This window comes from Nocardia sp. NPDC055029, assembly GCF_053608525.1.
This window is the reverse complement of the sequence record NZ_JBSGVQ010000001.1, coordinates 153,250-176,133: the sequence shown is the minus strand read 5'-3', so window position 1 is coordinate 176,133 and position 22,884 is coordinate 153,250. Positions and strand designations below refer to the sequence as shown.

Genomic DNA, 22,884 nt, shown 5'->3' with positions numbered 1-22,884 from the left:
CTCGCCGGTGGACGCGATCGCGTCGGATTCTAGTGATCTCGGCGAATTATGCCCAGCACCAGCTGATCACATCCAGGCGTACCCAGCACGACGCGCGATGACATTCCGGTCGAACCCAGCAAGAACCAGATCAAACCAGGCAATCCGATGACGATCCGGCAGCCGCCGTCGATCTGTGACAGACTCGACCGAAGCAATGACGGCCGCCCGGCGGCCACGAGCGAACGATTGATGGGGCCTGAGATTGACGTCGCGATGGAACCGCTCATGACCGATCTGAGCGGCCTCGAGCGGCGTGTAGCGGCCGACCGCACGGCCACCAGGAGTCAGAACCCCGCGGACTATCTGCGGTTGGCCGGTTCGCTCGCCGAGCTGGCGCAGGGCCTGCTCACCACCCGCGACGATCCGTCGGGTCGCGACCGCACCGCCGAGGCACTGGAACCGGCGCAGGAAGCGGTCGCGATCCGCTTGCACTGGCTGGTCGGCGGGTATGTCAGCTATGAGTACGCCGGCGCGCTGCAGGATTCACTGCGGCTGTTCGAGCAGGCGACCCGGTTGGTCGGGCATCGGCAGCTGGCCACCAACACCATTCGCAGTGCCTGCCAGGCGTATCGGCAGGTCGCGCGGGACTATCCGGATGTGCAGCCGATGTGCGCCGACGGTCTGTCCAAGTGCGGTGTGTGGCTGATGCGGCTCGATCACGACGCGGCGGTGGCGGCGACCGAGGACGCGGTGCGGATCAGGGCAGCGATGTACGCGCGCACCTCCGAGCAGCCCGGTAAGTATCTGGCCAGCCTGAGCACGCTGCTGCGCACGATGATGGTCGGCCGATCCCGCAAGCAGGCCATCGCGAGTTATCGCACGCTGTATTCCGAGGTCACCTCCGCGGCGAGTACCGCGCGGTTGCGCGAGACCCGCGTCGAGGAACTCGATCTCACCCTCAAGACCACCCAGGCGCTGATCAAGCTGGGCGCGCCGACGCTGGAGCGGGCCGGGCGGCTCACCCAGCAGCAGATCCTTTATCAGTCGGGCGGCGATCTGGCCACCATCGACGAGATCAACTGGCGGCTGGCGCTGGTCGGGCTCAAGCCGCTCGCGGCGGGCGCGATGCCGGAGCCGCCGTCGCGGCCGGTGGAGATCTCGGCGACCTACGGCGCGCTCGCGGTGCGCTGCTCCGCGCCCGACGCGCTCGAGCAGGTGCGGGCGGCGATCGTGGCGGCCTTCGCGCGCGACGGTGTGGAGCCGGTGGACGCGGGCCGCTTCGCCGGGGTGCACGAAAAGCACTGGGGTGTGAAGGAACCCGTGACGAATCCGGCGGTCGAGCTATCCGCCGATGTGGTGCTCGTCGAGAAGTCCTCCGGTAGCTGGATTTCGGTGAAGAGCCTGAACTGGGAGATCGGCGCGCTCGGCAAGCATCCGCTCGCCGTTCGGCTCTCGGAGAAGTGGCCGGTGCTCACGGTGGCCACCATCGAGAACATCTCCTATGAGCTGTGCCTCTACGACAACGGCGTCGCCACCCAGTACGCCGCATTGGGCAGGCCGAGCGGGCAGGCGCCGCTCGACGCCCCGCTGGCCCCGCTGGATTTCGCGACACTGGCCGATTACGGCGCCGACTACGCCTCCGAGACGCAGGTCCGCGCCGCCTTCGGTAACGCACCGATGTTCGCGAAGGTCACCGAGCTGCCTGGCAGCGGTATCCGACAGGCGGCGGAGAAACGCCCACTCACCGAGTACGGCACCGACATCCTGTTCTTCGGCAAGCCATGAACTGGCCCAGCGCGACAGCTCCACCGGCCCGGTCCCTGGCACCGCAGCTTCGCCCGGCATGATCGGATGCTGTGCGAGTACTGCTGCAGCGCGTGACCACCGCCCAGGTAACGGTCGACGATGAGGTGGTCGGCCGGATCGACCCGGCCGAAACGGGCGCGCCGCACGGCCTGCTCGCCCTCGTCGGCGCCACCCACTCCGATACCGCAGCCACCGCGCAGGCCCTGGCCGAGAAGACCTGGCGACTGCGCATCCTCGACGACGAATGCTCCGCCGCGGACCTCGACGCGCCCATCCTGGTCGTCAGCCAATTCACCCTCTACGCCAATACCGCCAAGGGCCGCCGCCCGTCCTGGAACGCGGCCGCGCCGGGTCCGCTCGCCGAACCCCTGGTCGACGCCTTCGCCGCCGCCCTCCGCGACCTCGGCGCGACGGTCGCCACCGGAAAGTTCGGCGCGCACATGCACATCGACCTCGTCAACGACGGACCCGTCACCGTGCTCCTCGAGGGCTGAACAGACCGCCGGTGGCCCGCGGCCATCTGGCCTGCCGAGTAGGAATCGAGAGTCTCGGCCATCGAGCCGGTGCCGGTGCCGGTGAACAAGTTTCCCTGATTGGAACGATGCCAGTCGGCTCCCGAGAAGACGGGAGCCGGGCGAACTACTCCGGACGCAGCGTGAGGATGCGCGGGCCGTCCTCGGTGACGGCGACGCTGTGCTCCCAGTGCGCGGCGCGGGAGCCGTCGGTGGTGACGACCGTCCAGTCGTCGTCGAGTGTCTTGGTCTCGGTGGTGCCGAGGGTGAGCATCGGCTCGATCGCCAGCACCGACCCGACGACCAGGCGCGGGCCCTTGCCGGGGGCGCCTTCGTTCGGCAGGAACGGGTCCATGTGCATCTCGCGGCCGATGGCGTGGCCACCGTAACCGTCGACGATGCCGTAGGCGCGGCCGTGCTCGCGCTCGGCGGCGCGGGTGCCGAGCTCGATGGCGTGCGAGACGTCGGTGAGCCGGTTGTCGGGCAGCATCGCGGCGATGCCCGCCTCCATCGACAGCTTGGTGGCCTCGCTCAGCAGCCGGTCGGCCTCGATGATCGGGCCGACACCGAAGGTCCACGCCGAATCGCCGTGCCAGCCGTCCAGAATCGCGCCGCAGTCGATGGACACGAGATCACCCTCGGCGAGGATTTCCGTCGCCGAGGGGATGCCGTGGACCACACGGTCGTTGACCGAAGAACAGATCGAGCCGGGGAAGCCGTGATAACCCTTGAACGACGGGACGGCGCCCGCGTCACGGATCGTCTGCTCGGCGACCTCGTCCAGTTCCAGCGTCGACACGCCGGGCTTGGCCGCGGCGCGGACGGCGACGAGCGTCCGTCCGACGATCGCGCCGGCTGCCGCCATGGCATCCAGCTCGCCCGCCGAACGGAACGGCACGACCTTCTTCTTACGGCTGAAGACCATCAGCGTCCGAGCGCCCGCAGTGCCCGCGCGTTGACGTCGTCGACCTCGCCGACTCCTTCGACCGTCACGACCAGACCGTCGTAGTACTCGAGCAGCGGCTCGGTCTCCTCGCGGTAGACGCGCAGCCGGTTGTCGATCACCTCTTCGGTGTCGTCGGCGCGGCCACGGGCGAGCATCCGGTCCTTGAGCAGCGACTCGGGCACCACGAAGCACAGCACGGCGTCGAGCTCGGTGCCGTGGTTCTCGAGGATCTTCTTCAGCGCATCGCCCTGATCGACCGTGCGCGGGTAGCCGTCGAGCACGAATCCGTTCGCGGCGTCCGGCTCGGCGACGCGGGCCTCGACCATGCGGTTCGTGACGTCGCTGGGGACGAGGTCGCCCGCGTCCATGTACTTCTGCGCTTCGCGACCGAGGGCGGTCTGCTGGCTGATGTTCGCGCGGAAGAGGTCTCCGGTGGAGATGTGCGGAACGCCCAGCTTCTCCGACAGCAGGACGGCCTGAGTACCTTTGCCGGCACCCGGCGGACCGAGCAGAACAACTCTCACTTGAGGAACCCTTCGTAATTTCGATTCATCAGCTGGCTCTCGATCTGCTTGACCGTGTCGAGACCAACACTGACCATGATGAGCACCGCGGTACCGCCGAACGGCAGGTTCGCCACCGCACCCGAATTGCCCATGTCGAGGAACACGTTCGGGAGCACGGCCACCAGACCGAGGTAGATCGAGCCAGGCAGGGTGATGCGGCTCAGAACGTAGTTGAGATAGTCGGCGGTCGGCCTACCGGGACGGTAGCCCGGGATGAAGCCGCCGAACTTCTTCATCTCGTCGGCGCGTTCCTCCGGGTTGAAGGTGATCGCGACGTAGAAGTAGGTGAAGAAGACGATCAGGCCGAAGTAGATGGCGATGTAGACCGGGTTGGACGGATTCACCAGGTACTTCTGGATGATCTCCTGCCACCAGCTCGGCTCCGTCGCCGTGCTCGACCCGGTCAGCTGCGCGATCAGGTTGGGCAGGTACAGCAGTGAGGACGCGAAGATCACCGGGATGACACCGGCCTGGTTGACCTTCAGCGGCAGATATGTCGACGAACCGCCGTACATCTTGCGGCCGACGACGCGCTTGGCGTACTGCACCGGAATCCGGCGCTGACCCTGCTCGACGAAGATCACGGCCACGATGATCGCCAGGACGGCGGCGCAGACGAGACCGAAGACCAGGCCACCACGGGTGTCGAGGATGTTCTTGCCGTCGATCGGGATGCGGGCGGCGATACCGGCGAAGATGAGCAGCGACATGCCGTTACCGACACCGCGCTCGGTGATCTGCTCACCGAACCACATGACCAGCGCCGCACCGGCGGTCATCACCAGGACGATGATGATCATGCCGAAGATGCTGGTGTCGGCGAGGATGTCCTGCTGGCAGCCCTGGAGCAGCTGACCGCGAGCCGCGAGCGCGACGAGACCCGTTGCCTGCAGGATCGCCAGGGCGATCGACAGGTACCGGGTGTACTGCGTCATCTTGGTCTGGCCTGCTTGGCCTTCCTTGCGCAGCTCCTCGAAGCGCGGGATGACGACGGTCAGCAGCTGGATGATGATGCTCGCGGTGATGTACGGCATGATGCCGATCGCGAACACCGAAAGCTGCAGCAGCGCACCACCGGAGAAGAGATTGATCAGCTGGTAGATACCGGCGGATTCACCACCGGAGACCAGCTTCACGCAGTCCTGGACCGCGCGGTAGTCGACGCCGGGGGACGGCAGCGCGGCACCCAACCGGTACAGCGCGATCAACCCCAGCGTGAAGAGAATCTTCCGCCGTAAGTCCGGAGTCCGGAAGGCCGATACGAAGGCGGAAAGCACAGATCCTCCTGGCGAACGACATGGTCATGCCATGCGACTGAACCAACACCGCATCGTGTGGATACGTCAGCCGATGACGAGCTTGGCAGACAACACTTGAACTCTAACAGTGACACCGGACGAGCTCTCGACTCGTCCGGTGTCCACTGCTAACTACAGTACCGTCAGGCCAGTTCGGTGACGGTGCCACCGGCGGCGGCGATCTTCTCCTTGGCGGAGCCGGTCACCTTGTCGGCGGTCACCTGGACCGCGACACCGATTTCACCATCGCCGAGGACCTTGACCAGCTCGTTCTTGCGAACGGCGCCGGCTGCGACGAGCTCGGCCTTACCGACCGTGCCGCCCTCGGGGAACAGCTCCGCGATGCGGCCCACGTTCACAACCTGGTACTCCACGCGGAAGCGGTTGGTGAAGCCCTTGAGCTTCGGCAGGCGCATGTGCAGCGGCATCTGGCCACCCTCGAACGCCGGGGAGACGTTCTTGCGGGCCTTGGTGCCCTTGGTACCACGACCGGCGGTCTTGCCCTTGGAACCCTCACCGCGACCCACACGGGTCTTCTCGGTCTTGGAACCCGGCGCAGGACGCAGGTGGTGCAACTTGATGGTCATTGTCAGACCTCCTCAACTGTTACGAGGTGGCGCACGACGTTGATCAGACCGCGGTTCTGAGCGTTGTCCTCACGGACAACACTCTGACGGATCTTACGAAGGCCCAGCGTACGCAGGGAGTCCTTCTGATTCGCCTTGGCGCCGATGGTGCTCTTGATCTGGGTCACCTTGAGATCAGCCATGTCAGGCTCCCTGTCCTGCACGCGCACGCAGCATGCCCGCCGGAGCGACATCCTCGATCGGCAGACCGCGACGCGCGGCAACCTCTTCGGGACGCTGGAGCATCTTGAGCGCGGCAACCGTCGCGTGAACGACGTTGATCGCATTGTCGCTACCGAGCGACTTGGCCAGAATGTCGTGAATGCCAGCGCATTCGAGCACGGCACGCGCCGCGCCACCGGCGATCACACCGGTACCGGGCGAAGCCGGACGCAGCATGACGACACCGGCCGCCGCCTCACCCTGAACCGGGTGGGTGATGGTCGAGCCGATCATCGGGACGCGGAAGAAGCCCTTGCGAGCCTCCTCGACACCCTTCTGGATGGCCGCGGGAACTTCCTTGGCCTTGCCGTAGCCGACGCCGACCAGACCGTTGCCGTCACCGACGATCACGAGGGCGGTGAAGCTGAAGCGACGACCACCCTTCACGACCTTGGAGACGCGGTTGATCGCGACTACGCGCTCGAGCTGGTTCTTCTCGGCGGCCTGGTCCCGACGGTCACCGCCACGACGGTCGCCGCCACCGCGACGATCGCCACGGCCGCCCTCGGGGGCATTGGGGTTCTGTCCGGCGGGTCCGCTGCCGCCGTCACGCCGCTGACGTCCCGGCATCAGACGTTCCTTCCATTCGAAATAACAGTCATCAGAACTTCAACCCGCCTTCACGAGCGGCATCGGCCAGCGCCGCGATACGGCCGTGGTAGTCGTGACCACCACGGTCGAACACGACCGCCTCGATACCGGCAGCCTTGGCACGCTCGGCGATCAGCTGACCGACCTTGGCGCCCTTGGCGGACTTGTCGCCCTCCAGCGCACGCACGTCGGCCTCGATCGAGGACGCGGCGGCGATGGTCTTGCCCACCGAATCGTCGACGAGCTGGGCGTGCAGGTGCCGCGAGGAGCGGTTGACCACCAGGCGCGGACGCTCGGTGGTGCCGACGACCTTCTTGCGCAGACGGAAGTGACGGCGGGTCTTCGACAGACGACGCTTCGTGGAAGCGTCCTTGCCCAGCGGAATCCGCTTGGCCTTCTGGTTTTCGGTTTGCGCCATGATCACTTACCCGTCTTTCCGACCTTGCGGCGAACGACCTCGCCGGCGTAGCGGATGCCCTTGCCCTTGTACGGGTCGGGCTTACGCAGTCCGTGGATGACAGCGGAGATCTGGCCGACCTTCTGCTTGTCGATACCGGACACGGAGAACTTGGTGGGCGATTCCACCGCGAAGGTGATGCCCTCCGGGGCCTCGATCGGCACCGGGTGGCTGTAGCCCAGGGCGAACTCGAGGTTCGAACCCTTGGCGGCCACACGGTAACCGACACCGAAGATTTCCATCTTCTTCTCGTAGCCCTTGGTGACACCCTCGATCATGTTGGCGATCAGGGTGCGGCTCAGGCCGTGCAGCGAGCGGTTTGCGCGCTCGTCGTTCGGACGCTGGACCTCGAGCTCGTTGCCCTCGCCCTTGGCGACGGTGATCGGCTCGGCCACGGAGTGCGACAGGGTGCCCTTGGGACCCTTCACCGTGACGACCTGGCCGTCGATGGTGACGTCGACGCCGGCCGGAATCTCGATGGGCTTCTTACCAATACGCGACATTAGTAGTCCTCCCTTACCAGACGTAGGCGAGGACTTCGCCGCCCACGCCCTGCTTGGCCGCCTGACGGTCGGTGAGCAGACCGGTCGACGTGGAAATGATCGCCACGCCGAGGCCGCCGAGGACCTTGGGCAGGTTGGTGGACTTCGCGTACACACGCAGACCCGGCTTCGAGACGCGACGCAGGCCCTGCAGGCTGCGCTCACGGCTGGGGCCGTACTTCAGATCGACGACGAGGGACTTGCCCACGGTCGCGTCCTCGGTGCGGTAATCGGCGATGTAGCCCTCACGCTTCAAGATCTCGGCGATGTTCGCCTTGAGCTTGGAATGGGGCGCCTTCACCTGATCGTGGTACGCCGAGTTGGCGTTGCGCAGACGTGTCAAGAAGTCTGCGATCGGATCAGTCATGGTCATGGTTAGACCTCGACACCTTTCTCGCTGCGGTTCCCATGCAGCATCTCCCCGTTTTCCCGGGGTGACCGTGGGCCTACAACAATTCGGCTGGTCCGGACGGCACTTACCGACCGGATGAGTTCTCGTTACGAGCTCTCGGTGCCTGGACCGTCCGCCCGCTTCACCTACAGTCAGCGAGGCGCCAGCGGACACAGTGGTGCCCAGGCAACCGCTCTAGTGTAGGCAATGCCGTGGTCAGGACAAAATCTGGGGCTCGGTCGCGGCCTTGGCGGTGAGCAGGATCGCCACGGCCGAGACGACGGTGGCCACGATCAGCATCATCTCGCCGCCGACCAGCATGCTCAGCACGCCGCCGAGGAACGCGCCTGCGGCGAAGGATCCGTACTGCAGCGCATAGCCGAGCCAATCACGGGAACTGCCGCCGCTGACATGGCTTTCGATGCCCTGACTCAGCTTCACCACCGTCCCGGTGGCGTAGCTCAGCGGAACACTGGTCTCGCCGTTCTTGACGAAGGCCGTGTTGAGCGCGCCGACCGCGAACGCGACGAAGGCGATGGGAATGAACCCGACCTCCTGACCGCCGGTTCGGTCAAGGACCCAGTCGACGACGGCGGCAACGGCCAGGGCGGCGGTGGTCACAACGGCCGCGCCGTGGCGGCTGTCGCGCCACACGCGTCGCCGCAGCAGCGAGGCCACGAACACGCCGAGACCGAACGAGAAGAGCAATGTGATGGCGCCGGTCGCCAAGACCGCGTCGTTGTCGAACCAGCCGAGAACGGCTCGCTCGGTATTTCCGGTCATGAATGTCACGAAATATCCGGCGGAATGCGTATAGGCGGCGGCGCCGATAAATCCGGCCAATACCGAAAGAAAAGCGACCATCGGCATCGCGCCGGTCGGCATCCCCCGGTACGCGGGGCGGTGGGCCAGGTCACGCCCGGTTTTCTCTGTGGCTGTCGTCACAATCCCACTTCCTCCGTTTGTCCTGGAATTAGGGATCATCGTCGACACCCGGTTGCGCCACATTTCCGCGCAACAACACCGACAGTAGCGACGGAGTGGCGTATCGACCACCTCGGCGCGGAAATTATCGGGAGAAACACAGAATCCGCCGAAGTACTTAACTTCGCGTTAACCGAACAATTCGAAATAAATTCAGGAGCGGACGGCACGGAACAGGGTCGCGGCGGCGGGCGAGCTGGGCGGACACGGCGAATTCCGTTCGGCACCAACTAGTTTCCCGGAGTAAGCATGTGATAGCTTCGCGAGGTCCGTCCGATCTGCACAGGAGGCTCGGCAGTTGTATTCGCGCTCTTGGCGCCGTGGAACTCGCCGCAGCTGGACTCGCGCTCTCGCTGTTCTGCTCGGCATCGGCGCTCTCACCGTCCCGTCCCCCGCCGGCGCGGCCGATCCGTATGTCGACCAGCTCGCCGAAGCCGCGAGCACGCCGGCGTTGCAGTGGTCGGACTGCGAGGACGGCTTCTCCTGCACGTGGGCGCGAGTACCGCTGGACTATCACAGCCCGCAGGGCGAACAGATCGAGCTGGCGGTGATCAAGCTGCCCGCGACCGATCCCGGTCGCCGGATCGGCACCCTGTTCGTGAACTTCGGCGGGCCTGGACCGTCGGGCGTCGATCGGCTGCGCGAGCGGGCGCGGTGGCCGTGGTTGTTCTCCGAAGAACTGCGGGCACGATTCGATGTGGTGTCGTGGGATCCGCGTTCGGTCTCACGCAGCGCTCCGACCAGCTGTTTTCCCTCGTCCGACGAGCAAGAGGCCTACTTCGCGACCTTCCCCGGCATCCCGGCGGGTCCCGGCGACGAACCGGAGTTCTTCGCCCGTTCCGCCGACATCGCCGCCCGCTGCGGCGCGTCCGCGGGCCCGATCCTGGCGCACGCCTCGACCACGAATACCGCCCGTGACCTGGAGTTGCTGCGCCGCGCGGTGGGTGATGCGGCGCTGACCTATCACGGCATCTCCTACGGCACGCAGGTCGGCGCCGTCTACGCCAACATGTTCCCCGGCCGGGTGCGGGCGATGGCGCTGGACGGGTCACTGGATTTCCAGGGCAATGTGGACGGGCACGGCGCCGACCTGCCGCTCGATACCAGGCAGGGCGTGGCCGATGCCATGGCCGAGACCTTCGACGCCTTCCTGCGTGACTGTTCGGCCGCTGGTCCGGACTGCGCGTTCTCGGCGGGAGACCCGAAACTCAAGTGGATCGCGCTCGCCGAACGCGCGCGGCTCGCCCCCATCGTGGTCGACGGCACGCCGTGGACCTACGAGCAGATCGTGGCCGCGGCGGGCAGCCTCGCGCGCCCGGATACCTACGCCGACCTGGCGATCCTGCTCCAGCAACTCTTCGAAGCCGGGACCGCGCTGCTCCCGGCCGTGACGCACGACGCGGTCTTCGCCAAAGAGCACCCCGGCAACCGGATCGAGGCGTTCTATTCGATCCAGTGCACCGACAGCACCGTCCCGACCGACCCCGCCGTCTACAGCCGGGTCGGCGCCGTCGAAGACCTGCGCGTCCCCTATTTCGGCCGCACCGCCGTCTTCAACGCCACCCCCTGCGCCTTCTGGCCCGCCCATGACGCCGACCGCTACACCGGCCCGTGGAATCGTGAGACGGCTGCCCCGATCCTGGTCCTGAACAGCAGATATGACCCCGCGACGCCGTTGCGTGGCGCCTACGCGGGCGCGGCTCAGCTGTCCCGCGCCCAGGTCGTGGTGATCGAAGGTGCAGGCCACAGCAGCATGTACGTGGCCAGCACCTGCGCCGAACGCGTCAAGCGCGACTACCTGTTCACCGGCCGGCTGCCACCGCAGGACCTGCGCTGTGACATCGACCGATCCCCTTTCGGCTGACCGTCAGCGGCTGACGCACACCCCGGTGAGCAGCGGGCCGTAAGGATTCTCGGCACTGCCCGCAACGACGAGCAGACCACCGATCGGGCTGCACAGAACGTCCAGGCTCGACGACCCACTGCCCGCGATCGGCTCCTGGGCCTGCGCGGTGGTGGCGCTGACGGCGGGGGCGAGGAGGAACAGAGCGAGGGCGGAGGACACAGCGAGCTTCTTCATGGCTTTACTGTGCCCGACCGCCTGCGCGCCGAGCACGCCCCAAGTTGCTGTGGCACCAAACCTCAGGCTCCGTCACCGACCTCAGCTCAGCAGGCAGAGCAGGTCATACAGCGGCGGCTTCTCGACGCTGCCCGTGGCGAACAACAACTGCGCGACCGGCGAACAGATCAACGCCGTCTCCGACGACCCCGACCCACCCTTCGACGAACCGGTGCCGCCTTGCGCGGAGCCGGATTCGGCGACCGGTGCGGGCGCGACAGGAGCGGCGGCGGCGACGGCGGGCGCCGACAGCAGCGCACACGACAGAACGGCGACAGTAACGATCTTCTTCATGCGCCAAGGGAACACGACAGAGGCCATCGACAAGAGTGAAATCCAAATATTTCACCCACGAGATTGTCCCTCCCGAAACGCGCGAAGGCACGGACTCCCTCGCGGAAGTCCGTGCCTTCGTTCGTTATTCGCCTAGGCGGCAGCGCTCACGAGGAGCGAGGGCTCACCAGGAGCTCTTGTGCACGCCCGGGAGCTCGCCACGGTGGGCCATCTCACGCAGGCACACGCGGCACAGGCCGAACTTGCGGTACACCGCGTGGGGGCGGCCGCAACGCTGGCAGCGGGTGTAGGCGCGGACCGCGAACTTCGGCTTGGCGTTGGCCTTGTTGACCAGTGCTTTCTTGGCCATGTGCTCAGTTCTCCTTGAACGGGAAGCCGAGGTGCTTGAGCAGCGCACGGCCTTCTTCGTTGTTGGTCGCAGTGGTCACCACGGTGATGTCCATACCGCGCGGGCGGTCGATGGAATCCACGTCGATCTCGTGGAACATCGACTGCTCGCTCAGGCCGAACGTGTAGTTGCCGTTGCCGTCGAACTGCTTCGGCGACAGACCGCGGAAGTCGCGGATACGCGGCAGCGCGATGGAGACCAGGCGGTCGAGGAACTCCCACATGCGGTCGCCACGGAGGGTGACCTTGGCGCCGATCGGCATGCCCTCACGGAGCTTGAACTGCGCGATCGACTTGGTGGCCTTGCGGACCTCCGGCTTCTGACCGGTGATCAGCTCGAGGTCCTTGATGGCACCGTTGATCAGCTTCGCGTCACGGGCGGCGTCACCGACACCCATGTTCACGACGACCTTGACGACGCCCGGGATCTGCATCACGTTGGCGTACTCGAACTCGCTGTTCAGCGCGTCCTTGATCTCGGCGCGGTAGCGCGCCTTCAGCCGGGGCTGAGTCTGCTCAGAGGTGGTCATGTCAGATGTCCTTCCCGTTCTTACGGGAGATCCGAACCCGCTTGCCGGTCTCTTCGTCGGTGCGGTAGCCGACGCGGGTCGGGTTACCGTCGGAGTCGACGACCATCACGTTGGAAACCTGGATGGGGGCTTCCTGGGTCACGATGCCACCCGAGGAGGCGCCACGCTGGTTCGCGGAATCCGCGACGTGCTTCTTGATCCGGTTCACGCCTTCGACGAGAACCTTGCCGGTCGCCGGGTAGGCCTGGATGACCTTGCCCTTGGCGCCCTTGTCCTTGCCCGAGATGACGAGGACGGTGTCACCCTTGTGCACCTTCATGGTCAGAGCACCTCCGGGGCCAGCGAAACGATCTTCATGAAGCGCTTGTCACGCAGCTCACGGCCGACCGGGCCGAAGATGCGGGTGCCGCGAGGATCGTTGTCCGGCTTGATCAGCACGGCAGCGTTCTCGTCGAACTTGATGTAGGAACCGTCCGGACGGCGGCGCTCCTTGACTGTGCGCACGACGACAGCCTTGACGACGTCGCCCTTCTTGACGTTCGCGCCGGGGATGGCGTCCTTCACGGTGGCGACGATGATGTCACCGATACCGGCATAGCGACGCGACGAGCCACCGAGCACGCGGATGCAAAGGATTTCCTTCGCCCCGGTGTTGTCGGCGACGCGCAGTCGCGACTCCTGCTGAATCACTTCAGCACCTCCTGGACCTGGATGTATACGTACGCCGGATTGCCGACCCGACGCACATGGTCAGTCACCCACCGGACGCGCGCCTGCCAGCGGAAATACCTACCACTGGGGGTTCACTGCCGGATTGCGGGCGCAGAGCTCCCGCAGGCAACCGGTCTAGTGTAGGCGAATCCCCAGGTCGACCCAAATCGGGGTCGCTCACACAAATCTGAAGCGGATATGTTTCAAACCTCTGTGGGCGCGGTCACGCCGTTGCTACGGTCCCGCGCATGAAGCTCTCCCTGCCGACCCGCCGCCTCGCGACCACCGCGAGCGCCTTCGCCGCCGTGCTGACGATCGCCGCGCCGCACGCCACCGCGGGCCCGATCATCGACATGCTCACCGACACCCTCACCGTCGGCTGCACCTCCAAGATCGACGTCGTCGGCCTCGACGACTACGTCGGCGCGCAGGTGGACTTCCTCGCCAACGGCAAGTTCTTCGCCAGCGACACCGTCGACCTGGAGGTGAACGTCGGCGGCGTCACGGTGGCCAAGGCTACCGCCTACTACCACGTCGAGACCGAGGTCGAGGTCGAGGTGCAGCTCTCGCTGCTCCTGCACGCCACCGGAGCCCCGCTGGTCACCAAGCGGGTCCCGACCGTCATGAAGATCGTGAACGCGGGCAGCGGACTCGCCTGCGACCTGGCGACCGGCAGCTCCGGAATCTCCGCCGACTGACCAGCCCCGATCGGCCGGTAGCCCACCGACTCCGCGTCGCGCCGGTAGCCTGTGCGAGCTGGTTCGCAACGAACAGGGTGCGGCTGCCGCATCGGGGAAGGAAAACCTGTGACATCGTCCGGTCGTCGTCCGTCGGTCGTGGATCGCCGCGCATTCCTGATCGCCATGGGCCTGGTGCCCGTGGCGGCCGCGCTGGCCTCGTGCACGTCCGACACCCCCGAAGTGCAGCTCACCGGCGTCGACCTGGGCGGCGGCGACCCTGCGATCCGTCCGCAGGACGACCTGTACCGCCACGTCAACGGCGCCTGGCTGCGCGACTACCAGCTGCCGCCGGACAAGGCCTCGGTCGGCGCGATCACCGACGCCAACGACCGCACGCTCGCGCAGCTGCGCGCGATCATCGAGGGCATCGAGAACCCGAAGCAGGGGTCGGAGGCCCAGCAGATCAAGGATCTCTACGACGCCAGGATGGACCTCGACGAGATCGAACGCCTCGGCATCACCCCGCTGACCGGCCTGTTCACCGCGATCGACAAGGCCGCGGGCAAGCCGGAACTGGCGAAGGTCATGGCCGAGGCGCCCATCGCCGGGCTGATCGGCATGGGCATCGGCATCGACCGCAAGAACTCCACGGCCTATATCCCCAGCGTCAGCCAGGCCGGGCTCACCCTGGGCGAGCAGTACTACCGCAAGCCCGAGTTCGCGGCGCAGCTCGCCGGCTACCAGACCTACCTCGAACAACTGTCCAAGGGAATCGAGCTCCCCGACCCCGCCGGGGTCGCGCAGCGGACCCTCGACCTGGAGAAGCGGATCGCCGCCGCGCACTGGGACAGCGTGCGCCTGCGCAATACCGACGCCACCTACAACCTGATGAGCTGGCAGGAGCTGACCGCGCTCGGCCCGCAGTTCGACTGGGATCCGTGGCTGGCCGGCATGACCGACCGGCCCAAGTCGCTGTTCGACAAGATGGTGGTCGGTCAGCCGTCGTTCATCACCGCGGCCGCGCAGCTGTGGAGCGAGGTCGACATCGCCCAGTGGCGCGACTACCTCAAGCTGCACATCGCCAACACCTACGCGCGCTTCCTGCCCAAGGCGATCGCCGACGCGCGCTTCGACTTCGTCGGCCGGGTGCTCAGCGGCCTGGAGGAGAAGCCGGAGATGTGGCGCTCCGCGGTGGGCGTGGTCGACGACAATCTCGGCGAACCGCTGGGAAAGCTGTACGTGGACAAGCACTTCCCGCCCGCGGCCAAGGAACGCGCGCTCGAGATGGTCGACGACCTGCGCGCCGCCTACCGCGACAACTTCACCAATTCCACCTGGATGTCGCAGCCGACCCGCGAGGCCTCGATCGCCAAGCTGGACAAGATCGTCGCCCAGATCGGCTACCCCGACAAGTGGGTCGACTACTCCTCGGTGCAGGTCACCCGCGGACGGTTGATCGAATCCCTGCTCACCATCAACACCTTCGAGTCCAAGCGCGCGTTCGCCCGCCTCGGCACCGAGGTGGACAAGACCGAGTGGGGCATGTCCCCGCAGACGGTGAACGCCTACTACAGCGCGACGACCAACCAGATCGTCTTCCCCGCCGCCTACCTGCAGCCGCCGTTCTTCGACAAGGACGCCCAGGACGCGGTCAACTACGGCGCGGTCGGTTCGACCATCGGCCACGAGATCGGGCACGGTTTCGACGACCAGGGCTCCAAGTACGACGGTGACGGCAACCGCCGCGACTGGTGGACCCCCGAGGATCGAGCCGCCTTCGACGCCAAGACCCAGCAGATCATCGACCAGTACGACGTACTGGTCCCCGAGGGCGCACCCGAGGGTCAGCATGTGAACGGCGCGCTCACCGTCGGCGAGAACCTGGCCGACCTGCGCGGCTTGCAGATCGCGCTGGCGGCGTATCTGAAGGTCGCGCAGCGCACCGGCGTGCAGCCCGACTTCCGCTCCATGTTCTTCTCCTGGGCGCGGCAGTGGCGCGACAAGCAGACCGAGGAGGCGACCCTGCAGGGTTTGCAGGACACGCACTCCCCCAACGAGTTCCGCTGCAATCAGGTCGTCCGCAATATCGCCGAGTTCTACTCGACCTTCGACGTGAAGGACACCGACAAGCTGTTCATGCCGCAGGATCAGCGGGTCACTCTTTAGGGATGATTCTCCCTCCGAAACCGATGTAGGTTAGCCTAGGCTGACTTACGCTGAACTGGTGCAGGAGGATGCAACGATGACGTCTGTTCGGACTTCGCGCGGCTGGCGGCGCGTGGCGGTGGCCGCGCTCGCCGGCGCGCTCGCCTTCGGCGTCGCCGCCTGCGGTTCCAGCGACGATGCCGCGGGCTCGGGCGAGCCGGTGTCCATCACCCACGCGCGCGGCGAGACCACGGTGACCGGGACGCCGACGAAGATCGTCACCCTGGGCAACCAGTGGCTCGATACCTCGCTCGCGCTGGGCGTCGTCCCCGTCGGCTACATCGACAACGTGTCCGCGGTGTCCAAGAGCACCCCGCCGTGGGAGCCGGAGAGCCTGAAGTCGGGCAAGGCGCTCAACACCACCGGCAATATCGCCGAGCAGGTCGCCGCGCTGGAACCGGATCTGATCCTGGCCGACCCGTTCATCGCCGACCAGAAGACCTACGACGAGCTGTCCAAGATCGCGCCGACACTGCCCGCGCTGACCAAGGACGCCGTCACCCCGTGGCAGGACCAGGTCACCGCGCTGGGCAAGGTGCTGCACAAGGAATCCGACGCGACCGCGGTGATCAAGAAGGTCGACGACAAGGTCGCGGCGATTGTCGCCGCCAACCCCGGCCTGAAGGGCAAGACCTTCGCCAGCACCTGGCTGGCCAGCCCCGCGCAGCTGATGGTGCTGACCGACCCCAACGACGGTTCGGCCAAGGTCTTCACCCAGCTCGGCATGGGCATTCCGGCCAACCTCACCGCGCAGCCCGCCAACCAGGGCCGGCTCGCGCTGTCGCCGGAGCGCGTCGACGAGCTGTCCGCCGACCTGCTGCTGGCCGGCTACTCCCCCGGTCTGGACGAGAAGTACCGCCAGCTGCCCGGCTACAGCGAGCTGCCGTCGGTGCGCAAGGGTTCCGTCGTGTTCCTGACCACCCAGGAGATCAGCGCCATCAACCAGCCCACCGCCCTGTCGGTGCCCTACATCCTGGACAAGCTGGAGCCCGCCTTCGCCGCAGCGGCGAAATAGCCCCCGCATCACCGACGTTCGACCCCGGCAAGGAACCGCTGTGCTCGCCTCCCCGTACCCCGCCCAGACCCGATTCGCCCTGCGCGCCGGCGTCACCTGCCTCACCACCCCCGCGGGGGCGGTGCTGCTGAACCCGCCGCGCAATGTGAAGCTGACGGGCCTCGGCGCCGGTGCGCTGCAGGCGCTCAAGACGCTCAACCAGGGCCCGGCGACGGCGGCCGAGATGTCGACCGCCGCCGCCGGTGACGACATCACCGGGCTGATGCGCAAGCTCACCGACGGCGGCTGGCTGGCGGTGACGGTGCGCGACGGCGGCCGCGATCTCTACAGCATCCGCCCCTTCGCCGAGCCGGCGCCGCGTCCCGAGGTGGCCCTGCCGACCTGGTCGGCGACGCTGTCGAAGTTCGCCGTACTGCACCGCGACGCGCAGGGTTTCGTGCTCGAGCATCCGCGGGCGTGGTGCGATCTGCGCATCCACGACCCGCGCCTGCTCGCCCTGCTCGACGGCCCGATGGCCGCCGATTCGCCGGTGCCCGCCGCGGTGAAATCGCAGTTCATGGCGGATCTGCAGTGGTGCGGATTCCTCGTCGACGGCGACGAGGAGGAGCACGAGTTCGCCACCCGCTCCTGGAACGCCCCCGACCTCTGGTTCCACCGCCGCAGCACCCTCGGCGCCCGCACGGTGACCTGGGACGACTTCGGCCCGACCCGCTGGGCCGACGGCCGCTTCCCCGAATTGCCCGCCCGCCGTACGCCGTTCGCGGCCGAGCCGATCGCCCTGGCCCGCCCCGACCTCGCCGGTCTGCGCGACGCCGACCCCACCCTCACCGCCGCGCTGGAGGACCGCGTCTCGACCCGCGCGTTCGACGACGCGGCACCGATCACCGCCGCCCAGCTGGGCGAGCTGCTGTTCCGCAGCGCCCGCACCCGCGAGGACGGCTCCCGCCCCTACCCCTCGGGCGGCGGCGCCTACGAACTCGAGGTCTACCCGGTCATCCGCAATGTCGCGGGCCTCGACAACGGCATGTACCACTACGACTCCACCGACCACGCCCTGCGCCTGGTCGCCGCGGCCGACGCCCCCGCCGTCCAGAAGCTGCTCAAATCCACCTCGGCCACCCTGGCCGGTGGCGCGGAACCCCAAGTCCTGCTGCTGGTCTCGGCCCGCGCGGGCCGCGTCATGTGGAGCTACGAACAGGTCGCCTACGCCAACATCCTCAAGCACGTCGGCGTCTTCATGCAGACCGTCTACCTGACCGCCACCGCCATGCGCCTCGGCGTAGTCGCCCAGGGCTTCAGCGACACCACCGCATTCGCCACCGCCACCGGCATCGACGAACTCGAGGAATGCAACGTCGGCAGCATCATCGTGGGCTCCCCCGCCCGCTGAGCTCGAAAGCTAGGGTGCGAAGACCTCGTCGAGGGTCGTAGCCGTCAGGATCCGATCAGTCCACAACTCCAGCTGCGCAATACTCGCCGACCGGACAGTATCGGCCACCTCCGCGGAAGGGATGCCGAACTTCCTGGTGAGCTGACGAATCAACACCTTCGCCTCACCTTCGACGCGCCCTTCGACCCGACCTTCGGCACGCAGTCGATCAGCACCCGTCATCAAAGCCTCCTTCCCTCGCGGCCCCAAACGCTCAGCCAATGGTTGCAGATCCGCAACGCAAGTATCCCCCACGGCCAACGCATACGCCATGACCAGGTACAACACCCCCGCACCGCCCGGCTGGTCCACCACCGCTTTCAACTGCGGTTCCAGCTGCGACATGACCGTGTCGAGCTTCTTATGGGTCGGTGCCGCTTTCAACAACACCAACATGATCATCACCTCCGGCACCAGCGGACGTGCCAACAATGCCTCCACATCGACCGCATGCAGATCGTCGAGCAGATACCGGAACCGCGGCAGCAGCGAACCGAGGTGACCGCGTGTGGAGGTGTCGACATCGATCAGGTCGGCCAGGTCCAGTGGGGCACTCCACCGACGATGATTGGTCCCAGCGTGCACGACCAGCGGGATCACCGCGGGCAACCGCGTGTGCTTCGGGTTGTCTTTGAGGTGACGGCCCCAGATCAGCACCACATACTCCAGCAGGCGGAACGCCATCAGCGGGTCGCTGCGGCTCTGGTGCTCGATCAACACGAACACGTAGGCGGAGCTACCGGCCAGGTCGACCCGATACAGGACGTCGGTGAAGCGGGACTGCAGCTCCGCCGAGACCAGACTGCCCGATTGGACTCGCAGGGTGCCCCAGTCCAATTCGTCGACCAGCGCTGCGGGCACGACAGTGCGCAGCTCGCTGACCGCGTTCGCGCGGTCTGACATGACCTCACGAAAGTATTTGTCGTGCGGGGTATTCGGAGCGCCATCCGCCATGGCGAGCAAGACACGCCCACCCCGCGGAGGAGTTGCCGGGCGGTCGCTGTGGCCGGAGCTGTTTCAGCATGGGAGGTTTCGAGGTGGCGATGATCTGCATCACACCGTGCAACCCGCGACGGGGTTGGCGCGTCCAATAACCTGACGTGCTTCCTATCGGATCGAGGGTTAATGAACGACTGGTCGGCGCCGACGCGGGCTGCCAACGACGCCTTGCGCGCGCAGATCGATTCGATGCTCGACTCGTTCACGGCCGAGAAGTCGGCACTGCTCGACGCGCAGTCGCGGGCCACCGAGCCGGTGAGCGTGTGGTCGGCGGACAATCTGGTGCGTGTTTCCGGCACGGTGGCAGGGGTCTCGGAGGTGCACATCGCGCCGGATGCCTTCAAACGCGCCACCCCGGAGTCGCTGGGCCGATCGGTCACCGAGGCCATCGCGAACATGGCGGCCGAGGCCGCGCGCGTGCAGCAACAGGCACTGGCACCGCTGACCTCGGGAATGCCCGACCTGCCCGACCTGATTCCCGGCGCTCCCAGCATGAAAGATCTGATCGCCCAGCTCACCCCACCTCCGCCTCCCGAGCCGGAACCGGTCGCCGAACCGCGCCGCCTCGTCGAGGACACCGACGACGAAGAGGGCGAGTACTTCCGCAATCGCGGCTACCTGCGATGAGCTCCCTGAACGTCGACCCCGAGGCACTGCGCGGGACCAAGCCGTCGTTCGACTCCGTCGCGGCCACGATCACCACCGGCGCCCAGGCGCTGGCCGCGGTGATCGCGGCAGAGGGCGAATGCTGGGGCAACGACGAGATCGGCGAGGCCTTCGCCAAGAACTACACGCCCGGCGTCGAATCGGGCCAGAAGGCCGTCACCGGCTTGGCCACGGTGATGACCCAGACCGGCGAGAACATGGTCACCATCGCCAACGCGCTACAGACCCAGGACACCACCGGCGCCGGAGACATCAACGCGGCGGCGAGCGCACAGTAAATGGGTATCGAGATCCCCGACGAGCTGCAGTGGGTCGCGAAATACATTCTCGGCGCCGATGATTGGCCAGAGGACGACAGCTCAGAAGCATGGGCATCCCGATTACACCCAGGCAAGTCCGGTTCGAGGCACCACCAGAATGAAGGGGAACGATGTGAGCTACTGGCGGCCTGTCGTGAATGCGATCCTGTACTCCGCGCAGTTCGAGAAGGAGCTCGACGACCATGTCGTCGGCAGGATCGCGTACTCGCTCGTGACAGAGCCGCTTGCCACGCTGACCCCGGAGGAGCAGTACCAGGCACTCTCCGACGGCCTCGCGGCGGGGGCGCCTCTTCCAACACTCGTGCAGATGCCTCAGGACCCGGCAGAACTGCGGGAATTCTTGGGTCGAGTGGTTGCGCGCTTGGACGATATGCGTCCATGGCCGACGTTGCCTTATCTTCGATTGCCCAAAGACAGCATCTCGAGTTTCAAGAATGCCACGCCGATCGCACGCATCTCGGCACCTGTCGACGATATCCAGGCCCGGATATCCCGTGGATTCTATTGGGGAACCGAATACGGAATCTTCATCCCCTTGAAGATGAGGTCCGGCAGAGTTATCGGCATGTTCACTCCGTTCTGGGACGACAGCGACGATATCGTTCTCGTCGATGCGACACACGACCCCGAACCGGATGTCGTCATCGATGAGTTGTTGTCCGTCACACGAATCGATCCCGGAACGGTCACCCGCCTTACCCCGGAAGACCTGGAACAGTTCACCGAAGAGTATGCGACGACTCCGATTCAAGACAATTTTCGCGGCGAGCACACACCCGGAAATCCCGTGTGGGGTGGGAGTCAAGTCGCGTACCTGACTCCTGAAGAACGAGAATCGTATCGTCTCACCATCCACGACGGCTTGCTCTACGACGCTCGAGGGCAACTGCTCGATACGAGCAATGCCCACACCTTGTGGTCACCCGGTGGTGGGCGAGCAATTTTCGTGATGGACAGCAACGGCGATCTCTATAGCTCGCCACACCACGTGCTCGGCGAATTCCATCACTCGAGTTTCCTGGCGGGCGAACCGGCCGCCGGCGCAGGCGAGATCGATGTCAGGGAGGGGCAGGTTCGGCTGATCAGCGACCAGAGCAGCCATTACCGCCCGGCGCGACGGTTCACCGAGCAGGTGGTCGACAGCCTCGCTCGACAGGGCGTTCACGTCGACGACCTCCGGATCGAGTACCACTCGCCGTCGGACCGGGCGTAGCGACCGGTGAACAAGAATTGGGATGAAGTTGTCGGCGCGATCTACTACCGAATACAGTTCGAGCGAGAACTGAGCGACGAGGTTGTCGATTGGATCACTCGCGCGCTGGTGCACAACCCGTGCAGGAACCTGACTCCGCCACAGGAGTATGACGCCATCGCCCGCGGAGTACTGTTCAACGAGCCCTTCCCGACGCCCATCCCTACGCGACACACTGACAAGGAACTACGAAATTTTCTTTCGAAAGTCGTGCGCCGAATGGATGCGGTGAGACCGTGGCCAGAGCTTGCTGCCACATCGGTACCTGATAGCGAACTCCCCCGGTTCCTGAGTATATCGCCCGCCGCACGGATAGAAATCACAGTGGATGAATTTCAATCACGGCTTTCCAGGGTTTTCAGCCACCATCCCAAGGGCGGAACCTACCTGCTTCTCGGTCTGCGAACCGACGCCTTGCTGGGACTGTTCGCACCACCGGACCGTCAGCCCGTGTACGTGATGGTGACCGGCACCTACGGGAGCGATGAGCCCCATGTCCGCGAACTCGTATCGGCGGCAAACCTCGCTCCGAGTCGCGTGACTCGGCTGAATCCGACCGGCCACAAAGGGGACTATCTCTGCGTGTTGGAGGGCCGGGACCCGCAACAGCCTCCGGTTGCTCCGTGGCTGGCAGAAGTGAACGATTCAATATCAGCAGCATCGGATCCCCGACTGCAGCGTGCGCCCGTGACGTCGCGAGAAGAAGCACAAGCGCTGTTGGAGAACGTGTTCGAGCGTGGCCGGGAATTTCGGGTGATGGAATGCAAACATGGGTGGGTCGCCCAGGCGATCTTGACGGATGAAGAAATCTCGCAGGGCGCCGGGCTGGGGCTCGGGCACTACGTGCTCAACAAGAGGACCGGTGCGGTGACGGCTCATGCGAGCCTGCCGTCGACGATGATCGGCGAACAGTTCGATGCGGCGATCGAGGCCGGTGAACGGGTGGCCGGATATCAGGTCTACCCCCCGCTCCGGCGAATCCACCTGCAACGAGCGGCGGAAGACTCACGAAGCATCAGCTACCGCGTCGAGGTTGTCCGGTTGGACCAACCTGGTGAGCGAATGACCACCCAGCAGGTCAAGATCACCAAGAATCCGCTCAGCTACAACCCGACAGACAGCATCTCGAGCGACGTGGCAGCCTGGGCGGAGATGCGACACCGGACGACCGGGATCTGGCCGATGGAAGGAACATTCGACCGTTAGCAACCCGGGCATTACCGTCGGGGCGATATGCCGCTATCGGGCCGGGAGGGTTGGGTGCAGGCAGGCAGTTATCCGCCTACGCGGCGGCATAGATGACCTCGGCGTCGGCGAGTACCTCGTCGCGGATCAATCGGTTGAGACCGTTCTT

At 66.0% G+C, this 22,884-nt stretch carries 28 protein-coding genes; 11 read left to right on the top strand and 17 right to left on the bottom strand.

What is annotated here, in order from left to right:
• The first annotated feature begins 267 nt into the window (after window positions 1-267).
• Together ACWF9G_RS00710 and dtd are read left to right on the top strand one after the other, a co-directional pair.
• Complete coding sequence (locus ACWF9G_RS00710) at window positions 268-1,767, top strand: hypothetical protein (RefSeq protein ID WP_452512599.1); 1,500 nt, start codon at window positions 268-270, stop codon at window positions 1,765-1,767.
• A gap of 71 nt (window positions 1,768-1,838) precedes the next feature.
• Window positions 1,839-2,282, top strand: coding sequence for a D-aminoacyl-tRNA deacylase (gene dtd, locus ACWF9G_RS00705; protein WP_452512598.1), 444 nt, complete (start codon window positions 1,839-1,841; stop codon window positions 2,280-2,282).
• 145 nt (window positions 2,283-2,427) lie between these two features.
• Here the strand turns inward: dtd and map are convergent, their stop codons facing one another.
• The 10 genes from map to ACWF9G_RS00655 all read right to left on the bottom strand — a co-directional run bounded on the left by map (window position 2,428) and on the right by ACWF9G_RS00655 (window position 8,824).
• A complete protein-coding gene (gene map, locus ACWF9G_RS00700) occupies window positions 2,428-3,225 on the bottom strand; it encodes a type I methionyl aminopeptidase (protein ID WP_379308441.1) in 798 nt (265 codons plus the stop codon).
• A complete protein-coding gene (locus tag ACWF9G_RS00695; RefSeq protein WP_379308440.1) occupies window positions 3,225-3,770 on the bottom strand; it encodes an adenylate kinase in 546 nt (181 codons plus the stop codon). Before ACWF9G_RS00695 ends, map begins: the two co-directional genes overlap by 1 nt.
• Window positions 3,767-5,089: a preprotein translocase subunit SecY gene (gene secY / locus ACWF9G_RS00690; protein WP_189030475.1), complete on the bottom strand. Its 1,323-nt coding sequence runs from the start codon at window positions 5,087-5,089 to the stop codon at window positions 3,767-3,769. The genes ACWF9G_RS00695 and secY overlap by 4 nt, the downstream gene beginning before the upstream one ends.
• A gap of 164 nt (window positions 5,090-5,253) precedes the next feature.
• On the bottom strand, window positions 5,254-5,697 hold the full coding sequence (rplO, locus tag ACWF9G_RS00685) for a 50S ribosomal protein L15 (RefSeq protein ID WP_019045071.1): 444 nt from the start codon (window positions 5,695-5,697) through the stop codon (window positions 5,254-5,256).
• A gap of 2 nt (window positions 5,698-5,699) precedes the next feature.
• Window positions 5,700-5,879 (bottom strand): 50S ribosomal protein L30, encoded by a 180-nt coding sequence (gene rpmD, locus ACWF9G_RS00680; protein WP_019045070.1) that lies wholly within the window; start codon window positions 5,877-5,879, stop codon window positions 5,700-5,702.
• 1 nt (window position 5,880) lies between these two features.
• A complete protein-coding gene (rpsE, locus tag ACWF9G_RS00675; RefSeq protein WP_378853423.1) occupies window positions 5,881-6,528 on the bottom strand; it encodes a 30S ribosomal protein S5 in 648 nt (215 codons plus the stop codon).
• Window positions 6,529-6,559: 31 nt separating this feature from the next.
• On the bottom strand, window positions 6,560-6,967 hold the full coding sequence (gene rplR / locus ACWF9G_RS00670; protein ID WP_110037187.1) for a 50S ribosomal protein L18: 408 nt from the start codon (window positions 6,965-6,967) through the stop codon (window positions 6,560-6,562).
• 2 nt (window positions 6,968-6,969) lie between these two features.
• Window positions 6,970-7,509 carry a 50S ribosomal protein L6 gene (gene rplF, locus ACWF9G_RS00665; protein WP_378853427.1) on the bottom strand — a complete coding sequence of 180 codons (540 nt, stop codon included), beginning with the start codon at window positions 7,507-7,509 and terminating at the stop codon, window positions 6,970-6,972.
• 13 nt (window positions 7,510-7,522) lie between these two features.
• Complete coding sequence (gene rpsH, locus ACWF9G_RS00660) at window positions 7,523-7,921, bottom strand: 30S ribosomal protein S8 (protein WP_014981717.1); 399 nt, start codon at window positions 7,919-7,921, stop codon at window positions 7,523-7,525.
• Between the two features lie 234 nt (window positions 7,922-8,155).
• Window positions 8,156-8,824, bottom strand: a complete 669-nt coding sequence (locus tag ACWF9G_RS00655; RefSeq protein ID WP_379308459.1) for a YoaK family protein — start codon at window positions 8,822-8,824, stop codon at window positions 8,156-8,158.
• Window positions 8,825-9,221: 397 nt separating this feature from the next.
• Here ACWF9G_RS00655 and ACWF9G_RS00650 point away from each other — a divergent pair, with 397 nt between their 5' ends.
• Complete coding sequence (locus tag ACWF9G_RS00650) at window positions 9,222-10,787, top strand: alpha/beta hydrolase (RefSeq protein ID WP_452512594.1); 1,566 nt, start codon at window positions 9,222-9,224, stop codon at window positions 10,785-10,787.
• Between the two features lie 3 nt (window positions 10,788-10,790).
• On the opposite strand, the gene ACWF9G_RS00645 is transcribed toward ACWF9G_RS00650, so the two are convergent.
• The 6 genes from ACWF9G_RS00645 to rplN all read right to left on the bottom strand — a co-directional run bounded on the left by ACWF9G_RS00645 (window position 10,791) and on the right by rplN (window position 12,943).
• On the bottom strand, window positions 10,791-11,003 hold the full coding sequence (locus ACWF9G_RS00645; RefSeq protein WP_379308438.1) for a hypothetical protein: 213 nt from the start codon (window positions 11,001-11,003) through the stop codon (window positions 10,791-10,793).
• Between the two features lie 81 nt (window positions 11,004-11,084).
• On the bottom strand, window positions 11,085-11,336 hold the full coding sequence (locus ACWF9G_RS00640; protein WP_452512593.1) for a hypothetical protein: 252 nt from the start codon (window positions 11,334-11,336) through the stop codon (window positions 11,085-11,087).
• A gap of 163 nt (window positions 11,337-11,499) precedes the next feature.
• Window positions 11,500-11,685 (bottom strand): type Z 30S ribosomal protein S14, encoded by a 186-nt coding sequence (locus ACWF9G_RS00635; protein ID WP_014981705.1) that lies wholly within the window; start codon window positions 11,683-11,685, stop codon window positions 11,500-11,502.
• A 4-nt stretch (window positions 11,686-11,689) separates the two neighbouring features.
• On the bottom strand, window positions 11,690-12,253 hold the full coding sequence (gene rplE, locus ACWF9G_RS00630; protein ID WP_019045062.1) for a 50S ribosomal protein L5: 564 nt from the start codon (window positions 12,251-12,253) through the stop codon (window positions 11,690-11,692).
• A 1-nt stretch (window position 12,254) separates the two neighbouring features.
• Window positions 12,255-12,572, bottom strand: a complete 318-nt coding sequence (gene rplX / locus ACWF9G_RS00625; RefSeq protein ID WP_019045061.1) for a 50S ribosomal protein L24 — start codon at window positions 12,570-12,572, stop codon at window positions 12,255-12,257.
• 2 nt (window positions 12,573-12,574) lie between these two features.
• Entirely contained in the window at window positions 12,575-12,943 is a 369-nt protein-coding gene (gene rplN, locus ACWF9G_RS00620; protein WP_043647623.1) for a 50S ribosomal protein L14, read from the bottom strand.
• Window positions 12,944-13,212: 269 nt separating this feature from the next.
• On the opposite strand from rplN, the gene ACWF9G_RS00615 reads away from it, so the two are divergent.
• The 4 genes from ACWF9G_RS00615 (at window position 13,213) to ACWF9G_RS00600 (ending at window position 18,254) form a co-directional block, all read left to right on the top strand.
• On the top strand, window positions 13,213-13,662 hold the full coding sequence (locus tag ACWF9G_RS00615; protein WP_452512591.1) for a hypothetical protein: 450 nt from the start codon (window positions 13,213-13,215) through the stop codon (window positions 13,660-13,662).
• A gap of 108 nt (window positions 13,663-13,770) precedes the next feature.
• Window positions 13,771-15,810 (top strand): M13 family metallopeptidase, encoded by a 2,040-nt coding sequence (locus ACWF9G_RS00610; protein ID WP_452512589.1) that lies wholly within the window; start codon window positions 13,771-13,773, stop codon window positions 15,808-15,810.
• Window positions 15,811-15,886: 76 nt separating this feature from the next.
• On the top strand, window positions 15,887-16,864 hold the full coding sequence (locus tag ACWF9G_RS00605) for an ABC transporter substrate-binding protein (protein WP_379308182.1): 978 nt from the start codon (window positions 15,887-15,889) through the stop codon (window positions 16,862-16,864).
• A 40-nt stretch (window positions 16,865-16,904) separates the two neighbouring features.
• Window positions 16,905-18,254 (top strand): SagB family peptide dehydrogenase, encoded by a 1,350-nt coding sequence (locus tag ACWF9G_RS00600; protein ID WP_452512587.1) that lies wholly within the window; start codon window positions 16,905-16,907, stop codon window positions 18,252-18,254.
• A gap of 9 nt (window positions 18,255-18,263) precedes the next feature.
• On the opposite strand, the gene ACWF9G_RS00595 is transcribed toward ACWF9G_RS00600, so the two are convergent.
• Window positions 18,264-19,247: an Rpn family recombination-promoting nuclease/putative transposase gene (locus tag ACWF9G_RS00595; RefSeq protein ID WP_452512932.1), complete on the bottom strand. Its 984-nt coding sequence runs from the start codon at window positions 19,245-19,247 to the stop codon at window positions 18,264-18,266.
• 171 nt (window positions 19,248-19,418) lie between these two features.
• On the opposite strand from ACWF9G_RS00595, the gene ACWF9G_RS00590 reads away from it, so the two are divergent.
• From ACWF9G_RS00590 to ACWF9G_RS00575, 4 genes are all read left to right on the top strand, one after another.
• On the top strand, window positions 19,419-19,919 hold the full coding sequence (locus ACWF9G_RS00590; protein ID WP_452512585.1) for a YbaB/EbfC family nucleoid-associated protein: 501 nt from the start codon (window positions 19,419-19,421) through the stop codon (window positions 19,917-19,919).
• Window positions 19,916-20,236, top strand: coding sequence for a hypothetical protein (locus ACWF9G_RS00585; RefSeq protein WP_452512583.1), 321 nt, complete (start codon window positions 19,916-19,918; stop codon window positions 20,234-20,236). Before ACWF9G_RS00590 ends, ACWF9G_RS00585 begins: the two co-directional genes overlap by 4 nt.
• 154 nt (window positions 20,237-20,390) lie before the next feature.
• Window positions 20,391-21,491 carry a hypothetical protein gene (locus tag ACWF9G_RS00580; RefSeq protein ID WP_452512581.1) on the top strand — a complete coding sequence of 367 codons (1,101 nt, stop codon included), beginning with the start codon at window positions 20,391-20,393 and terminating at the stop codon, window positions 21,489-21,491.
• Between the two features lie 6 nt (window positions 21,492-21,497).
• Complete coding sequence (locus ACWF9G_RS00575) at window positions 21,498-22,736, top strand: hypothetical protein (protein WP_452512579.1); 1,239 nt, start codon at window positions 21,498-21,500, stop codon at window positions 22,734-22,736.
• Window positions 22,737-22,884: the final 148 nt, after the last annotated feature.

Coding starts and splice junctions, on each gene's coding strand:
- ACWF9G_RS00710 (WP_452512599.1), top strand. CDS start 268: ATGACCGATCTGAGCGGCCTCGAGCGGCGTGTAGCGGCCGACCGCACG.
- map (WP_379308441.1), bottom strand. CDS start 3,225: ATGGTCTTCAGCCGTAAGAAGAAGGTCGTGCCGTTCCGTTCGGCGGGC.
- rplO (WP_019045071.1), bottom strand. CDS start 5,697: ATGACCATCAAGTTGCACCACCTGCGTCCTGCGCCGGGTTCCAAGACC.
- rpmD (WP_019045070.1), bottom strand. CDS start 5,879: ATGGCTGATCTCAAGGTGACCCAGATCAAGAGCACCATCGGCGCCAAG.
- rpsE (WP_378853423.1), bottom strand. CDS start 6,528: ATGCCGGGACGTCAGCGGCGTGACGGCGGCAGCGGACCCGCCGGACAG.
- rplR (WP_110037187.1), bottom strand. CDS start 6,967: ATGGCGCAAACCGAAAACCAGAAGGCCAAGCGGATTCCGCTGGGCAAG.
- rplF (WP_378853427.1), bottom strand. CDS start 7,509: ATGTCGCGTATTGGTAAGAAGCCCATCGAGATTCCGGCCGGCGTCGAC.
- rpsH (WP_014981717.1), bottom strand. CDS start 7,921: ATGACCATGACTGATCCGATCGCAGACTTCTTGACACGTCTGCGCAAC.
- ACWF9G_RS00655 (WP_379308459.1), bottom strand. CDS start 8,824: ATGCCGACCGGCGCGATGCCGATGGTCGCTTTTCTTTCGGTATTGGCC.
- ACWF9G_RS00645 (WP_379308438.1), bottom strand. CDS start 11,003: ATGAAGAAGCTCGCTGTGTCCTCCGCCCTCGCTCTGTTCCTCCTCGCC.
- ACWF9G_RS00640 (WP_452512593.1), bottom strand. CDS start 11,336: ATGAAGAAGATCGTTACTGTCGCCGTTCTGTCGTGTGCGCTGCTGTCG.
- ACWF9G_RS00635 (WP_014981705.1), bottom strand. CDS start 11,685: ATGGCCAAGAAAGCACTGGTCAACAAGGCCAACGCCAAGCCGAAGTTC.
- rplE (WP_019045062.1), bottom strand. CDS start 12,253: ATGACCACCTCTGAGCAGACTCAGCCCCGGCTGAAGGCGCGCTACCGC.
- rplX (WP_019045061.1), bottom strand. CDS start 12,572: ATGAAGGTGCACAAGGGTGACACCGTCCTCGTCATCTCGGGCAAGGAC.
- ACWF9G_RS00615 (WP_452512591.1), top strand. CDS start 13,213: ATGAAGCTCTCCCTGCCGACCCGCCGCCTCGCGACCACCGCGAGCGCC.
- ACWF9G_RS00605 (WP_379308182.1), top strand. CDS start 15,887: ATGACGTCTGTTCGGACTTCGCGCGGCTGGCGGCGCGTGGCGGTGGCC.
- ACWF9G_RS00595 (WP_452512932.1), bottom strand. CDS start 19,247: ATGGCGGATGGCGCTCCGAATACCCCGCACGACAAATACTTTCGTGAG.
- ACWF9G_RS00590 (WP_452512585.1), top strand. CDS start 19,419: ATGAACGACTGGTCGGCGCCGACGCGGGCTGCCAACGACGCCTTGCGC.
- ACWF9G_RS00585 (WP_452512583.1), top strand. CDS start 19,916: ATGAGCTCCCTGAACGTCGACCCCGAGGCACTGCGCGGGACCAAGCCG.